Below are 19,231 nucleotides of genomic sequence, written 5' to 3'. Positions count from 1 at the left end.
GCAACCCTGAGGACAACCGAACCACCCGGGAGACGTCGATGAATACCCCACTGAGCCGTCGGCTCGCCGCCGCCGCGGCAGTCGCCGCTGCCGTACTGAGTCTTTCCGCGTGCGGCCAGGAACGCGCGAACCCCGGCGCCGCGAGCAGTGACTGCGACACCGCGAGCAATCTCGACGGCGGCGCCTATCCGCGCACCATCGAGAAGGGCGCGGTCAAGGACGCGGCGGGTGCGGATGTCGGCACCGTCGTCGACCCGGCGACCATCGCCACCCGCCCGGTCCGCGTCGCCGCGCTCGATCAGACGTTCGTCGACGCCGCCCTGGTGCTCGATACCGAGCTCGTCGCGTACACGACCTACCAGTCCATGGGGGACAAGCTGCCCGCGTTCCTCGGTGCGTCGGCACAGACCTGCGGCGGCCGCGCGGTCAACATCGGCAACGTCCAGACCCCCGACATCGAGAAACTGGCCGGCGCCCGCCCGGACCTGATCGTGTCGGCGAAGGTGCGTCACGAGAAGCAGTACGAGCAGTTCCGTGGCATCAAGCTCGGTTCGGGCACGGTGCCGGTGGTGTTCAGCCAGACCACCGGCGCCACCTGGAAGGAGAACCTGCTGTTGCTCGCGAAGGCGGTCGACAAGGAGAACCTCGCCAAGGCCAAACTCACCGCCTACCAGGACCGTGCCGCCGCGATCGGCGCGGCGATCAAGGCGAAGAACGGCGGCACCGCGCCCACCGTCTCGCTGCTGCGTTTCATGGGCAAGGAGGACCGGCTCATGCAGCGGGTCAGCTTCATCGGCGACATCTTCGCCGACACCGGCCTGAACCAGCCCGACAAGTCCGCCGACCCGAAGAACGACTTCGCGATCACGCTGAGCCCGGAGCGACTGCTCGACGCCGACGCCGACTACGTCTTCCTCACCAGCAGCGGCGAGGACGCCGCCACCCAGCGCAAGGCGGCCGCCGAGGCCAACCCGCTGTGGAACCAGCTGCGCGGCAAGATCACCCCGGTCGACGACCTGGTCTGGCTGACCTCGGTCGGTCTCACCGGCGCGCACGCGGTACTCGACGACATCGCCGCGACCTTCGGCGTCGACCCGGCGAAGTAGGCGCGGAGCTTTCTGTTCGCCCACCTCTACACTCGGCGGGGTGGGCGAACAGAAGCAGCGCATGCTGGCGGGGGACCTGTACAAGGACAACGATCCGGAACTCGTGGCCGAACGGCAACGGGCGCAACGGCTGTGCGACGAGTTCAATCGCACCGGGCCCGACGAAACCGATCGGCGGACCGAGTTGCTGGGCGATCTCCTCGGCAAACTGGGGGAGGGGTCGTGGATCATGCCGCGATTCCAGTGCGACTACGGCTATCTGATCGAGATCGGCGCCAACAGTTTCCTCAACTACGACGCGATCCTGCTCGACTGCGCGCCGATCACCATCGGCGACGACTGTTCGATCGGGCCGCGCTGTCAGCTGCTCACCGCGCTTCACCCCATGCAGGATCACGAAAAGCGCAGGCAGCGCTGGGAATCGGCGGCGCCGATCCGGATCGGGAACAACGTGTGGTTCGGTGGCGGAGTCATCGTGTGTCCCGGAGTCACCATCGGTGACGACGTGGTGGTCGGTGCGGGCAGTGTGGTCACCCGCGACCTGCCCGACCGCGTGTTCGCGGCGGGTAATCCGGCCAGGGTGATCCGGGCGCTGTAGGTGTGATCCGCGCGTCGCCGGGTCGCGTTCGGTGGGTCGGCGGCAATACTGTCTGTTCATGGGCCAATCGCGAGTCGTGCAGGAGCAGGAAGCCACCCGGCCGTTGCGCGAGGACATCCGGTTCCTCGGCGGCATCCTCGGTGACACCATCCGTGACCACGAAGGACCCGAGGTGTTCGACCTCATCGAGCGGGTCCGCATCGAGGCATTCCGGGTGCGTCGTGAGGAAGTGGAGCGCAGCGCCGTCGCCGACATGCTCGACGGCACCCCCACCGAGGTGGCGCTGCCACTGATCCGGGCGTTCAGCTACTTCGTGCTGCTGGCCAATCTGGCCGAGGACATCCAGCGCGACCGCCGCCGCGCCGCGCACGTGGCGGCGGGCGAACCGCCGCAGGACTCCTCGCTGGCCGCGACCTACGACAAGCTCGACGCCGCCGACCTGGACGGCACGAGCGTGGCCGAACAGCTCACCGACGCCCTGGTGTCGCCGGTGATCACCGCGCACCCCACCGAGACGCGCAGGCGCACGGTCTTCGACGTGCAGGCCAAGATCACCGCTCTGATGCGGTTGCGGCGCAGGCTCGAGCCCGGCGATCCCGGTTACGACGACACCGAACTGCGCATTCGCCGTGAAGTGCTCACCCTGTGGCGCACAGCGCTGATCCGCCTGGCGCGCTTGCGGATTCAGGACGAGATCTCGGTGGGCCTGCGCTACTACGACCTGACCCTCTACGACGTGATCCCCGCGATCAACGCCGAGGTCCGTGCGGCCCTGCGTTCCCGCTGGCCCGATGTCGACCTGCTCGAGCGCCCGATCCTGCGCCCCGGGTCCTGGATCGGTGGCGACCGCGACGGAAACCCCTATGTGACAGCCGAAGTCGTGCACACCGCCGCCGAGCAGGCCGCCGCCTACGCCTTCGGCCGCTACCTGGGTGAGCTGGTGGAACTGGAGAAGTCGCTGTCGCAGTCGGCGCGGCTGGTGCGGGTGAGCCCGGCGGTCGCCGCGCTCGCGGAGGCCGGTTACGACGACCCGGCCGTGTTCGCCGACGAGCCGTATCGCCGTGCCCTGCACGCGATCCGGGCCCGTCTCAGTGCCACCGCGCGCCGCGCGCTGGACCGGCTCCCGGACAACGGTCTCACCACAGACGCCGCGCCGTACCCCACCCCGCAGGCCGTGCTCGACGACCTGGACGCGATCGATGCCTCCGTGCGCGCCAGCGGCGACGCCCTGCTCGCCGACGACCGCCTCGCCGCCCTGCGTCACGCCGTGGAGACCTTCGGGTTCCACCTGCAGGGTCTCGACATGCGCCAGAACTCCGAGGTGCACGAACAGGTCGTCGCCGAACTGCTCGCGTGGTCGGGTGCGCACCAGGACTACGCGAGCCTGAGCGAAGCCGAACGGGTCGACCTGCTGGCCACCGAATTGCGCACGCGCAGGCCACTTCTCGGCCCGAACGCGCGGCTGAGCGAGCTGGCGGCCAAGGAACTCGGTGTGCTGGGGGCCGCCAAGGACGTGATCGACACCTTCGGCGCCGCCGCCGTGCCGAACTACATCATCAGCATGTGCACCTCGGTGAGCGACATGCTCGAGGCCGCCCTGCTGCTCAAGGAGGCAGGGATCCTCGACCCCGGCACGCCCGACGGTTCACCGCACAGCCCGGTCGGTATCGTCCCGCTGTTCGAGACCATCGAGGACCTCGGTGCGGGCGCGGCGACTCTTGCTGCCGCACTGGAGGTTCCGGTGTACCGTGACCTCGTCGCCGCCGCCGGGATGCGGCAGGAAGTGATGCTCGGCTACTCCGATTCCAACAAGGACGGCGGGTACCTGGCGGCGAACTGGGCGCTCTACCGCGCCGAACTGGACCTGGTCGAGGTGGCGCGCAAATCGGGAATCCGGTTGCGGCTCTTCCACGGTCGCGGCGGAACCGTCGGACGTGGTGGTGGTCGCAGCTACGACGCGATCCTCGCCCAGCCGGCCGGCGCGGTGCGCGGGTCGTTGCGGCTCACCGAACAGGGCGAGGTGATCGCCGCGAAGTACTCCGAATCCGGTGCGGCACATCGCAACCTGGAGTCACTCATCGCGGGCACCCTCGAATCCACCCTGCTCGACGTGGAGGGCCTCGGCGACGACGCCGAACCCGCCTACGAACTGCTCGACGACCTGGCGACCCGGGCCCGCGCCGCCTACGCGCACCTGGTGCACGACACCCCCGGCTTCGTCGAGTACTTCCGGCAGTCCACCCCGGTCGCCGAGGTCGGCGACCTCAATATCGGCAGCCGCCCGGCTTCTCGCAAACCGACCAATTCGGTGTCGGACCTGCGGGCGATCCCGTGGGTGATGGCGTGGAGCCAGGCCCGCGTCATGCTGCCGGGTTGGTACGGCACCGGCACCGCACTGGAGGACTGGGTAGGCGACGATCCGGCGCGCTTGGCCCGGCTCACCGATCTCTACCGGCGCTGGCCTTTCCTGCGCACCGTGCTGTCGAACCTGGCGCAGGTAATGGCCAAGAGCGATCTCGACATCGCCGCCCGCTACGCCGACCTCGTCGACGACGAACACCTGCGCGACACGATCTTCGGGATGATCCGCGAGGAACACGCGCGAACCATCCGCATGTACAAGGCGGTCACCGGCCACGACGAACTCCTCAGCGACAACCCGTCGCTGGCGGAGTCGATCCACAATCGTTTCCCCTACCTGGAACCGCTCAACCAGCTCCAGGTCGACCTGCTGCGCAGGCTGCGCGGGGGCGACGATTCCGAACTGGTGAAGCGGGGCATCCTGCTCACCATGAACGGTCTCGCCACCGCCCTGCGCAACTCGGGTTAGGTCCTAGCCCGCGTGACAGGTGATGTCGTGGCCGGGCATGGTGCCGTCCACCAGGTAGCCGGTGACGACGTCGGTCGCGCAGGGGTTGTCGCCGAGAAGGTAGACCCCGTGCCCACTCCCGTCGACGGTGACCAAGCGGGACCGCTGACCGAACTTCTCGTCGAGCAGCTCGCCGCCGCGTAGCGGGGTGACCGGGTCGCGCTGGTTCTGCACGATCAGCACATCGGCCGGGCCGGTGTTGTCGATCCGCACCGGCGGCTCGGACGGCCCGAGCTTCCAGTAGGCGCACGGCATCACGTTCGCGGCGGCCGCACCGTAGAGCGGGTGCCGTTCCCGGTCCTCGGCGACGGCACGCCGGTAGGTCCCTATGTCTTCGGGCCATTCGACGTCGTTGCAGGTCACGGCCAGAAAGACCGACCAGCCGTTGTCGTTCGGCGAAGGCGCGCCCGTACCCGGCGGGCGGCCGCCCGCGGGCCCGGGATGTCCGGTTTCGAGCAGCGACTTCCAGCTCTCGGCGGCCGACGCGTACAGCGCCGGGCGATAGAGCGTGAAGAAGGTACCGAAACGGAAGAGACTGCCGTCCATTCCGTCCACCGGGTTCGCGTCGAGTCGCTCGGCGAGGGTGAAGTACGTGTGCCGCACTTCTTCCGATGTGCGGCCCAGGCCGTATGTGTCGTGGCGGTCGGCGGCCCATTGCGCGAAGTCGGGAAACGTCTGTTCCATGCCGAGGCCGTACAGGCGCATCCCGTCGTGGTCGAGGTGGGTGTCGCCGATATTGCTGTCGAGCACGATGCGGTCGGCCTGCTGCGGGAACATCGAGGCGTACGCGGCGCCCAATGCGGTGCCGTAGGAGTAACCGAGGAAGTTTGCCTTGTCCTCACCCAGCGCCGCCCGGATCCGGTCCAGGTCGCGAGCCATGTTCGCCGTCGAGATGTGGCGCAACCGGCCCTCGTGGTCGTTGGCCGCGCACTGCTCGGCAACCCCCTCGGCGACGCCGGCCCGTTCGGTGACCGCCGCGTCGTTCACCGCGTACGGCGGGATATTGCCGAAGTACGCCTGGTCATCGGTGAATCCGCAGCTCACCGGTGCCGAATGCCCTACCCCGCGGGTGTCCATACCGATCACGTCATAGCTGTCCAGCACCTCTGCGGGCAATCCGTGAGCGGCCAGGAACTTGGGCTGGTCCAAGCCCGAACCACCTGGACCACCGGGGTTGAGTAACAACACGCCGCGACGCTTGTCCGCGTTCTTGCTCGCCAGCCGCGAGATCATGATCTCGATCCGCACGCCCTCGGGCTCGTTGTAGTTCAACGGCACCGCCACGGTGGCGCACTGCAACTGGGCAGGCCCGGCCGCGGGATCTTCGACCCCCTCCGGGCATGCGCCCCACCGCACCTGCGCTGTGGGATCGTCGGTCGGCTGCGCGACCACGATGGGCGACCCGACCAGCGCTCCGGTGAGACCGAGCACGGCAAGCAGGCTCCAGGTCCGTTGTCGATTCATTCGCTGCTACTCCCCGACGAAATGGCGCCTACCACGAGCAGACCGTCAGCGGGGGCTCGTGTCCGGCTGGTACATGATCGAGTCTGTCGAGTCCGCGCCGCAGGCACATCGCTCCGGTGGCGGCGACCGTGTTCGACGAAAGTCGAGTCGGCCATTCGCCCCGGGTCGAGCACATCTCAGCCGCTGGGTGGGTGCTCGAGGCCGGTCGTCGTCGCGATAATGGCCGGGTGGACACCGACGGCCCGGCACGACTCGGGGCATGGCAGCAGACCTGGCGGCTGACGGCGGCCGCGGCAATCGGCGCCGCCCTCTGGTTCTCCGTCGCCGCCGTACTGCCCGCAGGCTGTACGGCCGACACATGTTCCTGGCTGGTGACCGGTGATCCGCTGATCGCACTCGGCTGCCTGGCGGTGCTGCCATTGCGGCGCCGGTTCCCGTTCACCGTCGCCCTGGTGGTCGTGATCGCCTCGGCCGCGTCGGCGCTCGCCACCGGTGCCGCGCTGCTGGCACTGTGTTCGCTGTCCACCCGTCGCCGTCCGGTCGAGATCGCCGTGGTCGTCGCGGCGTATGTGACGGCGGCGCAGTTCGCTCAGGGTCTCTACCCGGTCGACGCCCCGCCCGCCCCGGTCTGGCTGCAACTCGCATTGACGGTCTCGACCGCGGGGATCGCCGTGGCCACCGGCGTGGCCATCGACGCCCGTCGCGTCGAAGTGCGATCGCTGCGCGAACGCGCCGACAGCGCGGAACGCGAACAGGGTGCCCGGGCGGCCCAGGCTCGGGCCACCGAACGCAACCGGATCGCCCGTGAAATGCACGATGTGCTCGCCCATCGGATCTCACTGGTCGCCATGCAGGCCGGCGTCCTCGATCACCGTGACGACCTCTCGGCCGAGGAGAAGCGCATGCTGATCCGCGGGATCGCCGACGGTTCCCGCCAAGCGCTGGAAGAACTCCGGGATGTCCTCGGCGTGCTCCGTGCCGACCCAGACCGCCCCGAACCACCGCAACCCACCCTGGACCGGATCCCGGAACTCGTGGCCGACGCCCGGTCGTCGGGCCTGGACGTCACGCTCGCCGGCACGGTGACCGGCACCCCACCCGAGACCGTGGGACGGACCGGCTATCGGGTGATCCAGGAAGGGCTGACCAATGCCGCGAAGCATGCGCCGGCGGCGGAGGTCCGCGTCACCGTGGATGGGGCGCCCGGCGGCGAATTACACGTCAGCGTACGTAATTCGGCGGGCACCACCGCCGCTGCCCGGCCACCGGCCTCGGGTTTCGGTCTCCTCGGCCTCGCCGAGCGCATCACCCTCGCAGGCGGAACACTCGACCACCATCACACATCCGACAACGGGTACGTCCTCACCGCCCAACTTCCCTGGCCGGAGCACGATCACGAGAAAAGAGCATGAGTGCACAGTGATCAGGAGACGGTGCGCGTCGTCATCGTCGATGACGACCAGCTGGTGCGGATGGCGCTACGACTCGTCATCGACGGCGAACCGGATCTGACCGTCGTCGCGGAGGCCGCCGACGGGGACACCGCGATCGAGGTCGTGCGAGAACAGCGGCCGGACGTCGTGCTGATGGATGTGCGGATGCCCGGCCGCGATGGCGTCGACACCACCCGGTCCCTGCGCGCCGAACCCGCCGCGCCCGCGGTACTCATGCTGACCACCTTCGACTCCGACGAACTGGTACTGCGTGCACTACGCGCCGGGGCCCTCGGCTTCGTGCTCAAGGACACCCCGCCCGCCCGGATCGCCGAGGCGGTGCGCACCGTCGCGGCCGGTAACCCCGTCCTGTCTCCCACCGTCACGGCGCGGGTGATCGCCGCGGCGACCGGGCCGGGTTCCGCCGAAGCCCGCAGCGACTCCCGCGACGCCGCGCGGAAACGGCTGGCCGCCCTGTCGGAACGCGAACTCGACACCGCGCGAGCCATCGCGGACGGGCTCGGCAACCCGGAGATCGCCGCGCGGTTACAGGTCACCGTCGCCACCGTCAAGGCACACACCACCAACCTGTTCACCAAGCTCGGCCTCGCCAATCGGGTACAAATCGCACTGTTGGTTCGCGACGCGGAACACTGAACCGGAACGCACAGTGGGGTGGCGCCGTTGTACGGCGCCACCCCGCCTGCTGCTTCGACTGGCCTAGGTCACAGGCAGACGCTGATGGTGAGCGGCCCGACCGGGATGCCGGTGCAGATCGACACCGAACCGACGACGGGCGTCGCGGTGGCGGCCGAGGCGGTGCCCGCACCGGTGGCGGTGACGAACAGGGCGAGTGCGGCGACGGCGAGCGGACGGGCGGTCTTGACGAACATAGGCTGATCCTCGGGTAGGACGGGTCGAACAGGCCCCAGGCGGGGCCCGACCCATCTCAACACGAGCCTCGCTCCGGTGTCCTTCGCATCGCGGGAAACGCAGTCGCTCAATCGGTCACGATCGCCACGGCATCGATCTCCACGAGCATCTCGGCGCGCGGCAAACCGGTGAACACGGTGGTGCGCGACGGCAGCACTCCGTCGGTGGTGTGCTCGGTGACGAACTCGCCGTACGCCTCGTTCATGATCGCGAAGTCCTCGCGCTTGGTGAGGTACACGCGCAACATCACCACGTCGTCGAAGGTGGCGCCGGACGCGTCGATGATGGCCTTCACGTTCATCAGGGTGCGGGTGGTCTGGGCGGCCACGTCACCCTGATGCAGGTACTCGTTGGTTTCCGGATCGACCGGACCCTGCCCGGAGACCTGGATAAACGGTCCCTTGCGCACGCCCTGGGAGAAGGTGTGGGCGGGGGCGGGAGCATCGGAGGTGCGGACGGCGATCTTGTCGGACATGGTTCAGCCTTTCCTCGCGGGGACGGCTCGGCGGGGATCCCAGCCGAGTTCGGTGGAGATGGCATCGGCGCACGCGCGCACCTGGGGGAGCAGTGCGAGCACCTGGTCGTGATCGAGCAGCACATCGGGCACCGAGACCGACACGGCGGCGACCACATTGCCGATGCCGTCGCGCACGGGCACCCCGATGCAGTTGACGAAGCTCTCGTGTTCCTCGTGGTCCTCGGCGAAGCCCTGGGCGGCAACTCTTTCCAGTTCGGCGAGATATCGCTCCGGCGTACGCAGGGTGCGTGGGGTGAACGGGTGGTAGTCCAAACGTGCCGCCACCGTGGTCCATTCGGTCCGCGGCAGCGCGGCAACGAGAACCTTGCCGACGGCCGTGCAATGCAGGGGAGCGGGCCTGCCGATGCGCGAGTACATCCGCACCGACTGTTCGGCATCGACCTTGTCGATGTAGACCGCGTCGCCGGACTCGTAGGCGGCCAGGTGCACCGTCTGGCCGGTGGTCGTGCCGAGGGCGCTCAGATGCGGCCGGGCGACCGTGCGCACGTCACGGTTTTCCAGTGCGTGGCTTGCCAATTCGAACATGCGACTGCCGAGCGAGTAGCGGTGCGCGGCGTCGCGGACCACGAATCGTTCGGCCTGCATGGTCTGCAGCAGCCGCAGCACGGTCGACTTGTGCACCCCGAGCCGGCCCGCCAGTTCGTCGAGGGACTGGGAGTTCTCGCCGAGCGCGATCAGAATGGACAGGGCTCGCGACACGCTTTGACTCATGGCCCGATCGTCCCATCTGCTCGCGGTGGATAGGTGAGCCCCGTCCACGCGTCGTCAGGAAGCGCGGCCAGCCGCCGGAGTTCTTGGGACGGTGGAAGTTTCGCCGAATCGCCCGAGGCGGTGAGAGTCGCGGCCGCGCACAGGTGCCCGTAGCGCAGACGGGTGCGCAGGTCGGCGCCGTGCAGCAGCGCCGCGAGGTAGCCGCCGGCGAAAGCGTCACCGGCGCCGATGCGTTCGGTGACGGTGAGGTGCAGCGCGGGAACTTCCACCACGTGATCACCGTCGAAGCCGATCGCGGTGTGCTTGTCGTTCTTGACGATCAGCTGCCCGGGTTCGGGGAACAGGCTACGCAGGGCCGCCGGATCACCGGTACCGAAGATCTCGGTGGCTTCGTCGGCGCCGAGGAACACGACATCGGCGCCACGCACGTGCGCGGCGAGTTCGTCGGCGGCCGCACCGATACGCGAACCCCACACGGCCGGACGGTAATTCAGGTCGAAGCTGACCAGCGAACCGTGTCGCGGGCGGTCGAGCAGGCCACGGGTGAGCGCACACGCCGACTCGGACAGCGCGGGGGTGATGCCGGTGAAGTGCACGAGGTCGGCTCGCGCCAGTGGCGGTGCGTCGAGGTCGGCGGGCGAGAGGGCGCTGGCGGCCGACCCAGACCGGTAGTAATGCATGCGGCTCTCGCCCCGGGGTAGGTCGTGTACCGCGTCCGAGCCGCCGCCGCGTTCCTTGATGTAGATGCCGGTCGGCCGCATCGGGTCGACCGCGACCGCTGCCACGTCCACCCCCGCACTGGCCAGCTCGGCCGTCAGGTAGCGCCCGAACCCGTCGTCACCGACCCGCGACAGCCACGCCGCCGATATCCCGAGCTGGGCCAGCACCGAGGCCACGTTCGCCTCGGCGCCACCGGCGCAACGTTCGAACATCCCGGAGCGTTCGAGCGGGCCGGGCTCGGCGACGAGCACCGCCAATCCCTCGCCGACGGTGACCGCCCTGGGCTGTGCCTTTGTTGCGTGGGTCACCTCGTCGGACCTTTCGTGGTTGCGGTCACTGCTGTCTGCATGCACAATAACGAGCAGAAACATTCAGTGCAACTCACGTTGCATATAATGCAATAGCCGCCGGACATGTCCGATCCGGCTGTGTACCCACCGGGAAAGGGATGCTGTGACCATCGACAACGATGTCGTCGACGCGCTGGCCGCCGAGCTGCTCGGCCCGCACATCAAGAGCGCCCCACCCGCCGCGTGGGGTCACACGGTCCGCGAATACCTCACGGGCACACCGCAACTCACGCACTGGCAGACGCCGCTGCTCACCCTCGACCGCGCTGCCCTCGACGCCAACCGGGCGCTGATGGCCGACTGGAGCAGTGCCGGTGGTGTCGCGCTCGCCCCGCACGGCAAGACCACCATGGCGCCGCAGCTGTGGCGCGCACAGCTGCGGGCAGGTGCCTGGGGGATCACCCTGGCCACCGCCTGGCAGGCACAGCTCGCCCGCTCCTTCGGGGTCGGCCGGATCCTGCTGGCCAATGCGCTGGTCGACCCGATCGGGCTGGCCTGGGTGGCCGAGGAGTCGGCGCGCGACGAGAATTTCGAGTTCTACTGCTGGGCCGACAGCGTCGCCACCGTCGAGCTGATGGACAAGATCCTGCGCGACACCGCGCCCGGTCCGCGGGTCCGCGTGCTCGTCGAACTGGGTGGCGCGCACGGTCGTACCGGGGCACGGACCCGTGCCGAGGCGCTCGCGGTCGCGCACGCCCTGGTCGGCAGCGAACGTCTCGTGCTGGCAGGCGTGGGTGGATACGAAGGCGCGCTGGCCCACGATCGCACCCCCGCGGCGCTGACCGCGGTTCGTGACTACCTGCGCGAACTCGCCGCCCTGCACCGCGAACTCGGCGAGCTGTACTCCGGGCCCGCTATCGTCTCGGCGGGCGGCAGTGCCTATCCCGAACTGGTCGTCGAAGAACTGGCCGGTCTCGCCTCGGATCAGCTGCCGACCGCGCCGGGATCGACCACCGTGGTGTTGCGCAGCGGCGCGTACCTCGTGCACGACGACGGCTTCTACGCGGGCATCTCCCCGCTGAGCGCCCCCGCCGCCGACCCCGGCTTGCGTTCGGCGATGCACGGCTGGGCCCGGGTCGTCTCCCGTCCGGAGCCGGAACTCGCCCTGCTCGACGGCGGCAAACGCGACTTCCCCTTCGACGAGGGCCTGCCGACACCGCAACTCGTGGTCGGCGGGTCGGCACTCCCGTCGGGCGCGCATGTGAGCGCGCTCAACGACCAGCACACCTTCCTGCGTCTGCCCGGCGCCTCGTTCGCGGATCTGCCCGTGGGAAGTGTTGTGCGGCTGGGGCTTTCGCACCCCTGTACCGCCTTCGACAAATGGCGGCTGATTCCCGTGATCGACTCCGCCGAGACGGCGCACCCGCGCGTGGTCGACCTCATCCGCACCTACTTCTGACGGACGACCATGACCTCCTTGCTCTTTCACGACATCGATATCGTCGACGGCACCGGCGAACCACGCACCCACGGCGACGTCCTCGTCCGCGACGGCCGCATCGCCGAGATCGCCGACTCGATCCACACCGACGCCCCCGTGATCGATGTGCGGCCGGGCTCCGTCCTCGCGCCGGGCTTCATCGATATGCACGCCCATTCCGATCTGTACCTGCTCACCCACCCCGAGCACATCCCGAAGATCACCCAGGGCGTCACCACCGAGGTGATCGGCCAGGACGGGCTGTCCTACGCGCCGATCGACGACGCCGCACTCGCGCTGGTGCGCAAGCAGATCGCGGGCTGGAACGGCAACCCCGCCGACTTCGACTTCTCCTGGCGCACCGTCGGCCAGTACCTGGACCGGCTCGACCAGGGCATCACTCCCAACGCCGCCTATCTGGTGCCGCAGGGGACGCTGCGTCTGCTCGTCGTCGGCGCCGATCAGCGTGCGGCGACCACCTCCGAGATCGACCGGATGTGCGCGCTGCTCGCGCAGGGGCTCGAGGAGGGCGCGGTCGGCATGTCGAGCGGGCTCACCTACACGCCCGGCATGTATGCCGACACCGGGGAACTCGCCGCCCTGTGCGCCGTCGTCGCCTCCTACGGCGGCTTCTACGCCCCACACACCCGCTCCTACGGCGCAGGCGCGCTGGAGGCCTACGCCGAGATGATCGGTCTGGCGAAGGCCACCGGCTGCGCCCTGCACCTGACCCACGCCACCATGAACTTCGGCGTGAACCGCGGTCGCGCACCGGAATTGCTCGCCATGATCGCCCAGGCCCGCGCCGACGGCTGCGACATCACCCTCGACACCTACCCGTACCTGCCCGGCTCGACCACCCTGTCGGCATTGCTGCCCAGCTGGGCGATGTCGGGCGGTCCCGACGCCGCGCTGGAACGGCTCGGCGACCCGGCCGCGCGCAGCCGCATCGCCGCCGATGTGGACGTGCACGGGTCCGACGGGTGTCACGGAGTCACCGTCGAGTGGGAGACCATCCAGATCAGCGGTGTCGGCAACGACGAACTCGCCGAGCACGTCGGCCGCACCGTCGCCGAGATCGCCACCGAGCGCGGCACCGCGCCCGTCGAGGTGTTCTTCGAGTTGCTGGAACGCGACCAGCTGGCCACCACGATCCTGCAGCACGTCGGCCACGAGGAGAACGTGCGCGCGATCATGGTCGACGCCGGGCACATGGGCGGCAGCGACGGTTTGCTGGTCGGCGCCCGCCCGCATCCGCGCGCGTGGGGCACCTTCCCGCGCTACCTCTCACGCTATGTCCGTGAGCTCGGTGTTCTCGGTCTCGAGGACTGTGTGCACCACCTCACGGGCCGTCCCGCCGCTCGGCTGCGGCTGGCCGAGCGCGGCCTGATCCGGCCCGGTTTCGCCGCCGACCTGGTGGTTTTCGATCCGGCGACGATCCACGACACGGCCACGTTCGAGCAGCCACGTCAGCAGGCGCGTGGTATCCAGCACGTGCTGGTCAACGGCGAATTCGCCGTGGAGAACGGCACCGCGACCGGAGTCCGCGCCGGTCGTGCCCTGCGCATGGACGCCACGCGAGAGGAGACCCGATGAATCCACTGCTGAGCTCGTCGTCACGGGCGATGGAGGTGATCCGGGCCGACCGGGCGCTCACCGTCGTCCGCGCGCCCGCCGTCCCCGATCCCGTCGCACTGGCCGAGGCACTGGCCGGGGCGGGTTTGCGTGCGGTCGAGTTCACCTTCACCACCCTCGGTGTGCTCGACGCGATCGCGAAGGCGCGCCGCGCCGCCGACGCGGTGATCGGCGTCGGCACCGTCACCACCCGCGACCAGGCGGCGGCGGCCGTCGACGTCGGCGCGCAGTTCCTCGTCACCCCTGCGGTGCGTCCGGAAGTCGCCGAAGTCGCTGTAGCGAACCAGATTCCGGTCATCATGGGTGCTTTCACGCCCACCGAGGTACTGGCGGCGGTCGACCTGGGTGCGGCAGCGGTGAAGATCTTTCCCGCCCGCTCGCTCGGCCCCGCCTATCTCAAAGACCTGCTCGGCCCGTTCCCGCATGTGTTCCTGATTCCGTCCGGCGGCGTCAACGCGCACAACGCGCGGGAATACCTGCAGGCGGGCGCCATCGCCGTCACCGCGGGCACCGAGGTGGTCGCGCCCCTGGACGTCGCGAGCTCGCGCTGGTCCGAGATCGGCTCGCGGGCCGCACGTTTCGTTCATTCGCTGGATTGAGAGGTTTGTCCATGGGCGCCACAGTCGACTGGCTGCGCACCACCACCCCCGGGTTGCTGGTGCTGTGCGGTCTCGCGATCGCCGTACTGCTCATCGCTATTATCAAGATCAAACTGGAGCCGTTCGTCGCGCTGCTGCTCACCGGTCTGCTGCTGGCACTGGCCGCCGGATTACCGGTCTCCCAGATCGTCGGCACTCCGCTCAAGGCGGGTGAGTCGCTGCTAGAAACCGGCTTCGGCAATATTCTCGGACACATCGCGGTGATCATCGGGCTCGGCACCGTGCTCGGTGCGATCCTCGAAAGATCCGGTGGCGCCGATGTTCTCACCGACAAGCTGCTGCGGGTGTTCGGTGAGAAGGGCGCGCCCGTCGCGATGGGCATCCTCGGCCTCATTTTCGGCATCCCGGTGTTCTTCGACATCGGCATCTTCGTCCTGGCACCCCTGATCTACGTCGCGGCCAAGCGCGGTGGGCGCTCGCTGGTGCTCTACGCCATGCCCATGCTGGCCGGTCTGTCCATGACGCACGCGTTCCTGCCGCCGCATCCGGGACCGGTCGCGCTCGGCGGACTGCTCGGCGTGAGTCTCGGCTGGCTGATCGTGATGGGATTCGTCTGCGGCATACCGGGTTTCATCGCCTCCGGCATCCTCTGGGGCACCTACATCGGCAAGCGGGTCATCGTCTCGGTACCGGAGGAATTCGTGCCGCTCGAACCCGACACCGACGACGAGGAGGGCGGCATCGTCGCCACCGGTGTGGTCACCAAGGCCCCACCCTCGGTGGCGTTGATCGGCGCCATCATCGCCATCCCGCTGGTACTGATTCTCGGCGCCACCTTCGGATACCAACTGCTGGACAAGGATTCGGCCCTGCTGCAGGTGCTCACCTTCTTCGGTACGCCCGCCGTGGCGCTGCTCATCACCGTGCTCGTCGCGTTCTACCTGCTCGGTATCCGGCGTGGTTCCACCGTGCAGGAACTCAGCGTCATCACGGCCGAATCGCTCAAACCGGTCGGCATGGTGCTGCTGGTCGTCGGCGCGGGCGCGTTCTTCGGCAAGGTCATCTCGGCCACCGGTATCGGCACCGCCCTGGCCGACACGATGTCGGCGGCCGGCCTGCCCGTCATCGTGCTCGCCTACCTCATCAGCTGCGGCCTGCGTATCGCCCAGGGTTCGGCCACGGTCGCCATCGTCACCACCGGCGGCATCGTCGCCCCACTGGTCGCCGAGCAGAACTACTCGCAGATGTCGATCGCCCTGATCGCCATGGCGATCGCCGCGGGCTCGATCATCCTCAGCCACGTGAACGACGGTGGTTTCTGGATCATCGCGAAGTACTTCAACATGACGGTGAAACAGACACTGCAGACGTGGACGGTGCTCGAAACCGTGTTGTCAGTGGTGAGTTTCGCGGTCGCGGCGCTGCTGTTCTCGATCGTGTAGCGGTTCGGCGGAAACCGGGCTGTCCTGCGCGGGCAGCCCGGTCGCGCTGTGTTCGGTCCATGCGCACGCGGCCCGGTGGTCATGGCTGGGCACGATGCGGACCGCATCACGAACGGCGTACAGGCGATGGATTGTTCGCCAGGCCCCGGTGCGGTCGTCGTCGGCCAGCGCACCGGGGTAGCCCGACTTCTGGCGCAGCTCGGTGGTCTGGAGGTTGTGCCAGACGGCGTCGCCCGCCAGCAGGACGGGTCCGCGTACGGTGCGGAGCAGAATTCCGATGCTGCCCGGTGTGTGGCCGGACAGATCGACCAGCACCACCGCGCCGTCGCCGAACACGTCGTGGCTCGCGGCGAAGGTGAGGACGGGCGGGCCGTCGAGTTCGTAGCAGTCGAGCGGGCGATCCCGGACGGCTTGCCGCACGCCGCCGACGGGGGCAACCGGGCCGGTCATCGCCCACCGGTGTTCGGGTCGATGCAGCCGCAGCGGCAGGTCCGGCAGATCGAGCAGTCCGGCGACATGATCCCAGTGCAGGTGAGTGGGCAGCGCGAAGTCGATGTCACTGGCATCGATGCCGCTGCGCTGCAAGGACTCTCGGATATCGAGCACATCGCTCGGCGGGTTCACCGCGAGCCGCAGTATCGGCGGTAGTTCGGCTACCGCCCGGCGCCGCACGTCGACGCAGATGCCCGGGTCGACGAGGAAGGTCGCCCGGGGGTGCCGCACAACGAAGGCCGTCATCGCGGACTCGATCCGGCGCGGAGTGAACACACCCTCGACGACGGCGGCGGTCGGCACGCTGCGGGCGTTCTGTGCCAAGGCGACCAGTTCGACCGTTGTCGAGCCACGCGGTAATCCGTTGTCGCGCAGTGTGGAAAGGAATCGGCGATCGGGTCGGCGCGGCAGCACAGCACCGGTGATCGCCGTCGTCGCGGCGCGGCAGCATTGCCACACATCCGGCGTCGCTACTCGCTCGCCCACCTGTGCGAGCTTGTGTTCGGTTGTCATGGAGCTACGCTAAAACTTCAGGTCGACCTGAAGTAAAGAGGCGAACGTGACCAACACCGCCGAACCGCGCCGAATCGGTGATGTCGCCGTCGAACTGGGTGTCGCCGCCCATGTTCTGCGTCATTGGGAGGACGTCGGGGTGCTCGTCCCGCCCCGGGCGCCGGGCGGTCATCGGGTCTACAGCGACGAACTGGTGGTTCGTGCGCGTCTTGTGCTGCTTTGTCAGCGCGCCGGGCTTTCACTGGCCGAGATCAAGGACCTGTTCGCGGCGCGGTCCCGTGCGGAGCGGGTCGAACTCTTCGCGGGCAAGCAGGCCGAACTGGGTGCGCGCGTGCGTGATCTCACGCGCACCATCGATTTCCTGACCCACGTCCTGCGCTGTACACACCCGATCGTCGATGAATGTTCGGAGTGTGTCGGGTTCAGCCGCGAAGATGCGGCAGGCCACGGCGCGCTGTTCGGGTAGTCGGCGTCGTCGGTCAGGAGGTGTGTCAGCGCGCCTTTCGGGTCGGCGAGAGTGTTCGAGTCAGCCGTTCGAGTGCCTCGCGGGGATCTTTGCCGGGCTCCGCGCCGGTGAGGCGGTGGATGACCGCGCCGTCCATGTAGTCGACCAGGATGCCGGCATCGATCGGACCGATGCCCGCCTGAGCGGCGAGGTCGACCGCCTGCTCGCGTAGTCGGCCGTGCCCGCGCCGCAGCGATTCGGCGACGGTCGGCATCGCTTGGGATTCGCCGAAGAGGGCGAGGCGGGCCTGGGTGCGGACGCGGTCGGTGGTCGTCGCGTGGGTGATGAATCGGGCGAGTGCGTCGACGAGGTGGTCGACGGTCGGCGGCCCGAGGACGCGGTGCAGGGCGGTCCAGTCGGCGTGATCGCGCTGCTCGAGCCGCTCGGCCACCCCGCACAGCAGCGCTTCCCTGGTACGGAAGTAGTTGGACGTGGAGCCGGCGGGTAGTTCGGCGGCTTGGTCTACGGCGCGGTGGGTAAGGCCACGTGAGCCGCGCGTGCCCAATACCTCGATGGCCGCGTCGAGGATCTGTTCGCGTTTGGTTGCCACAGATCGATACTACGGGCGTAGTGATGGTCACTACACCCGTAGTGTAGTTCACTACAGCTGTAGTACGGTGGCATCGCACCGGGGAGGCTCCGTGCGCGAGCCTCTCCGGTCCGCAAGTGGTACCCGGACAGGGATTGTCACTCGATACGAAGGGTTCGGAATGGCTACAGCGATTGTTGTCGGCGGCGGAATCGGGGGGACGGCGGTCGCCCTCGGGTTGATCGAACGCGGATGGTCGGTGCGGGTGCTCGAACGAGCGGCGCGGTATACCGAGGTCGGGGCGGGAATCTCGCTGTGGCCCAATGCTTTGCGGGCGCTGGACGCACTCGGTGTCGGCGAGGCGGTGCGGGCGCAGGGGTTGGACGATGTATCGGCGGGGATTCGGGACGAGCGGGGGCGATGGTTGTCGCGGACCGATGTGGCGACCATGCGGCGTCGGTTCGGGGCGCCGGTGATGATCCATCGGGCTGCGTTGCTGGAAATCCTGCGGGGTGCTCTGCCGGAAGGGGTTGTCGAAACCGGGGTTTCGGTGGATCGGGTCGACCCGGACGGGACGGTGGTGCATTCGGCCGGTTCGGGGCGGGGCATGGGCCAGGTCAGCTCTACTGCCGACCTGGTCGTCGGCGCAGACGGTATCCGCAGCGTTGTCCGGCGGGCCGTCTGTGGGGAGGTCGCGCCGCGGTATGCGGGGTACACGGTGTGGCGTGCGGTGGTCGGTATCGCCGAGCCGTTGACCGAGTTCGGTGAAACATGGGGTCGGGGAGCGCGTTTCGGGATGGCGCCGCTGCCCGATGGGCGCATCTACTGCTTCGCGGTCTACGACGCGGAGGAAGGTGCCTGCGGTAGTTTCGCCGACGTGCGTGCCCGCTTCGCCGCGTGGCACCATCCCATTCCGGCGCTGCTCGCGGCTGCCGATCCGAATACGGTGCTGCACAATGACATCTATGAACTTCCCGCGCTGTCGACGTTCACCGCAGGTCGCCTCGCGCTGCTCGGGGATGCCGCTCACGCTATGACGCCGAATCTCGGGCAGGGTGGGTGTCAGGCGCTCGAAGATGCGGTTGTTCTTTCGCGGTTGGCCGGTACGACTGATGGGTTGAGGCGCTATGACTGCGAGCGTCGGCCTCGTACGCAGATGATCGCTCGGCGGTCGGGGGCGATCGGGGTTGTCGCTCAATTGTCCGCGCGGCCGTTGGTCGCGGTTCGTGATGCGGCTTTGCGGATGACTCCGGCCGGTGCTCAGTTTCGTTCGCTGGGAAAGGTTTTGGATTGGGCGCCGTGAGGTTGGGGGGAGTGGTCGTTGTTGCGGGCGGTGCTGGTGGGTGTACCTGCCGCACTCTCGCACGGACGGGG

General features: G+C 68.6%; 18 protein-coding genes. 11 read left to right on the top strand and 7 right to left on the bottom strand.

Annotation, left to right across the window (positions count from 1 at the left end; genetic code table 11):
- Positions 1-38: 38 nt before the first annotated feature.
- The 3 genes from NCO8_RS28780 (at position 39) to ppc (ending at position 4,534) form a co-directional block, all read left to right on the top strand.
- Positions 39-1,106, top strand: a complete 1,068-nt coding sequence (locus tag NCO8_RS28780; RefSeq protein WP_067644516.1) for an ABC transporter substrate-binding protein — start codon at positions 39-41, stop codon at positions 1,104-1,106.
- 61 nt (positions 1,107-1,167) lie between these two features.
- The gene (locus tag NCO8_RS28775) at positions 1,168-1,704 is read left to right on the top strand and encodes a sugar O-acetyltransferase (RefSeq protein ID WP_210740905.1); all 537 of its coding nucleotides are present in this window, start codon (positions 1,168-1,170) and stop codon (positions 1,702-1,704) included.
- A 58-nt stretch (positions 1,705-1,762) separates the two neighbouring features.
- Positions 1,763-4,534, top strand: coding sequence for a phosphoenolpyruvate carboxylase (gene ppc, locus NCO8_RS28770; protein WP_067644506.1), 2,772 nt, complete (start codon positions 1,763-1,765; stop codon positions 4,532-4,534).
- Between the two features lie 3 nt (positions 4,535-4,537).
- Here ppc and NCO8_RS28765 read toward each other — a convergent pair whose 3' ends face one another.
- Positions 4,538-6,037, bottom strand: a complete 1,500-nt coding sequence (locus tag NCO8_RS28765; protein ID WP_067644504.1) for an alpha/beta hydrolase — start codon at positions 6,035-6,037, stop codon at positions 4,538-4,540.
- Positions 6,038-6,264: 227 nt separating this feature from the next.
- On the opposite strand from NCO8_RS28765, the gene NCO8_RS28760 reads away from it, so the two are divergent.
- Together NCO8_RS28760 and NCO8_RS28755 are read left to right on the top strand one after the other, a co-directional pair.
- Complete coding sequence (locus NCO8_RS28760; protein ID WP_067644842.1) at positions 6,265-7,449, top strand: sensor histidine kinase; 1,185 nt, start codon at positions 6,265-6,267, stop codon at positions 7,447-7,449.
- A complete protein-coding gene (locus NCO8_RS28755; RefSeq protein WP_067644501.1) occupies positions 7,450-8,127 on the top strand; it encodes a response regulator in 678 nt (225 codons plus the stop codon). It abuts the gene before it with no gap.
- 68 nt (positions 8,128-8,195) lie between these two features.
- Here NCO8_RS28755 and NCO8_RS31955 read toward each other — a convergent pair whose 3' ends face one another.
- The 4 genes from NCO8_RS31955 to NCO8_RS28740 all read right to left on the bottom strand — a co-directional run bounded on the left by NCO8_RS31955 (position 8,196) and on the right by NCO8_RS28740 (position 10,680).
- Positions 8,196-8,363, bottom strand: coding sequence for a hypothetical protein (locus NCO8_RS31955; RefSeq protein ID WP_166655834.1), 168 nt, complete (start codon positions 8,361-8,363; stop codon positions 8,196-8,198).
- 107 nt (positions 8,364-8,470) lie between these two features.
- The gene (locus NCO8_RS28750; protein WP_067644498.1) at positions 8,471-8,878 is read right to left on the bottom strand and encodes a RidA family protein; all 408 of its coding nucleotides are present in this window, start codon (positions 8,876-8,878) and stop codon (positions 8,471-8,473) included.
- A gap of 3 nt (positions 8,879-8,881) precedes the next feature.
- Positions 8,882-9,652 (bottom strand): IclR family transcriptional regulator, encoded by a 771-nt coding sequence (locus tag NCO8_RS28745; RefSeq protein WP_067644496.1) that lies wholly within the window; start codon positions 9,650-9,652, stop codon positions 8,882-8,884.
- Complete coding sequence (locus tag NCO8_RS28740; protein ID WP_067644493.1) at positions 9,649-10,680, bottom strand: sugar kinase; 1,032 nt, start codon at positions 10,678-10,680, stop codon at positions 9,649-9,651. Before NCO8_RS28740 ends, NCO8_RS28745 begins: the two co-directional genes overlap by 4 nt.
- Before the next feature lie 145 nt (positions 10,681-10,825).
- Here NCO8_RS28740 and NCO8_RS28735 point away from each other — a divergent pair, with 145 nt between their 5' ends.
- From NCO8_RS28735 to NCO8_RS28720, 4 genes are read left to right on the top strand one after another with little or no spacing between them, the layout of a single operon-like run.
- The gene (locus NCO8_RS28735; protein WP_067644490.1) at positions 10,826-12,121 is read left to right on the top strand and encodes a type III PLP-dependent enzyme domain-containing protein; all 1,296 of its coding nucleotides are present in this window, start codon (positions 10,826-10,828) and stop codon (positions 12,119-12,121) included.
- Between the two features lie 9 nt (positions 12,122-12,130).
- Positions 12,131-13,738, top strand: a complete 1,608-nt coding sequence (locus NCO8_RS28730) for an N-acyl-D-amino-acid deacylase family protein (protein ID WP_067644487.1) — start codon at positions 12,131-12,133, stop codon at positions 13,736-13,738.
- Complete coding sequence (locus tag NCO8_RS28725) at positions 13,735-14,376, top strand: bifunctional 4-hydroxy-2-oxoglutarate aldolase/2-dehydro-3-deoxy-phosphogluconate aldolase (RefSeq protein ID WP_067644484.1); 642 nt, start codon at positions 13,735-13,737, stop codon at positions 14,374-14,376. The genes NCO8_RS28730 and NCO8_RS28725 overlap by 4 nt, the downstream gene beginning before the upstream one ends.
- An 11-nt stretch (positions 14,377-14,387) precedes the next feature.
- Positions 14,388-15,818: a GntP family permease gene (locus NCO8_RS28720; protein ID WP_067644481.1), complete on the top strand. Its 1,431-nt coding sequence runs from the start codon at positions 14,388-14,390 to the stop codon at positions 15,816-15,818.
- Here the strand turns inward: NCO8_RS28720 and NCO8_RS28715 are convergent.
- Entirely contained in the window at positions 15,771-16,823 is a 1,053-nt protein-coding gene (locus NCO8_RS28715; protein ID WP_084457566.1) for an MBL fold metallo-hydrolase, read from the bottom strand. The genes NCO8_RS28720 and NCO8_RS28715 overlap by 48 nt on opposite strands.
- Positions 16,824-16,869: 46 nt before the next feature.
- Between NCO8_RS28715 and NCO8_RS28710 the strand changes: the two genes are divergently transcribed.
- On the top strand, positions 16,870-17,289 hold the full coding sequence (locus NCO8_RS28710; protein ID WP_067644478.1) for a MerR family transcriptional regulator: 420 nt from the start codon (positions 16,870-16,872) through the stop codon (positions 17,287-17,289).
- A gap of 25 nt (positions 17,290-17,314) precedes the next feature.
- Here the strand turns inward: NCO8_RS28710 and NCO8_RS28705 are convergent, their stop codons facing one another.
- The gene (locus NCO8_RS28705; protein ID WP_067644475.1) at positions 17,315-17,878 is read right to left on the bottom strand and encodes a TetR/AcrR family transcriptional regulator; all 564 of its coding nucleotides are present in this window, start codon (positions 17,876-17,878) and stop codon (positions 17,315-17,317) included.
- On the opposite strand from NCO8_RS28705, the gene NCO8_RS28700 reads away from it, so the two are divergent.
- Complete coding sequence (locus tag NCO8_RS28700; RefSeq protein ID WP_369689849.1) at positions 17,841-19,160, top strand: FAD-dependent monooxygenase; 1,320 nt, start codon at positions 17,841-17,843, stop codon at positions 19,158-19,160. The genes NCO8_RS28705 and NCO8_RS28700 overlap by 38 nt on opposite strands.
- The last annotated feature ends 71 nt before the right edge of the window (positions 19,161-19,231 follow it).

It is taken from the genome of Nocardia coubleae NBRC 108252 (assembly GCF_001612805.1).
GTDB lineage: Bacteria > Actinomycetota > Actinomycetes > Mycobacteriales > Mycobacteriaceae > Nocardia > Nocardia coubleae.
This window is presented reverse-complemented; position numbering and strand designations above follow the sequence as displayed.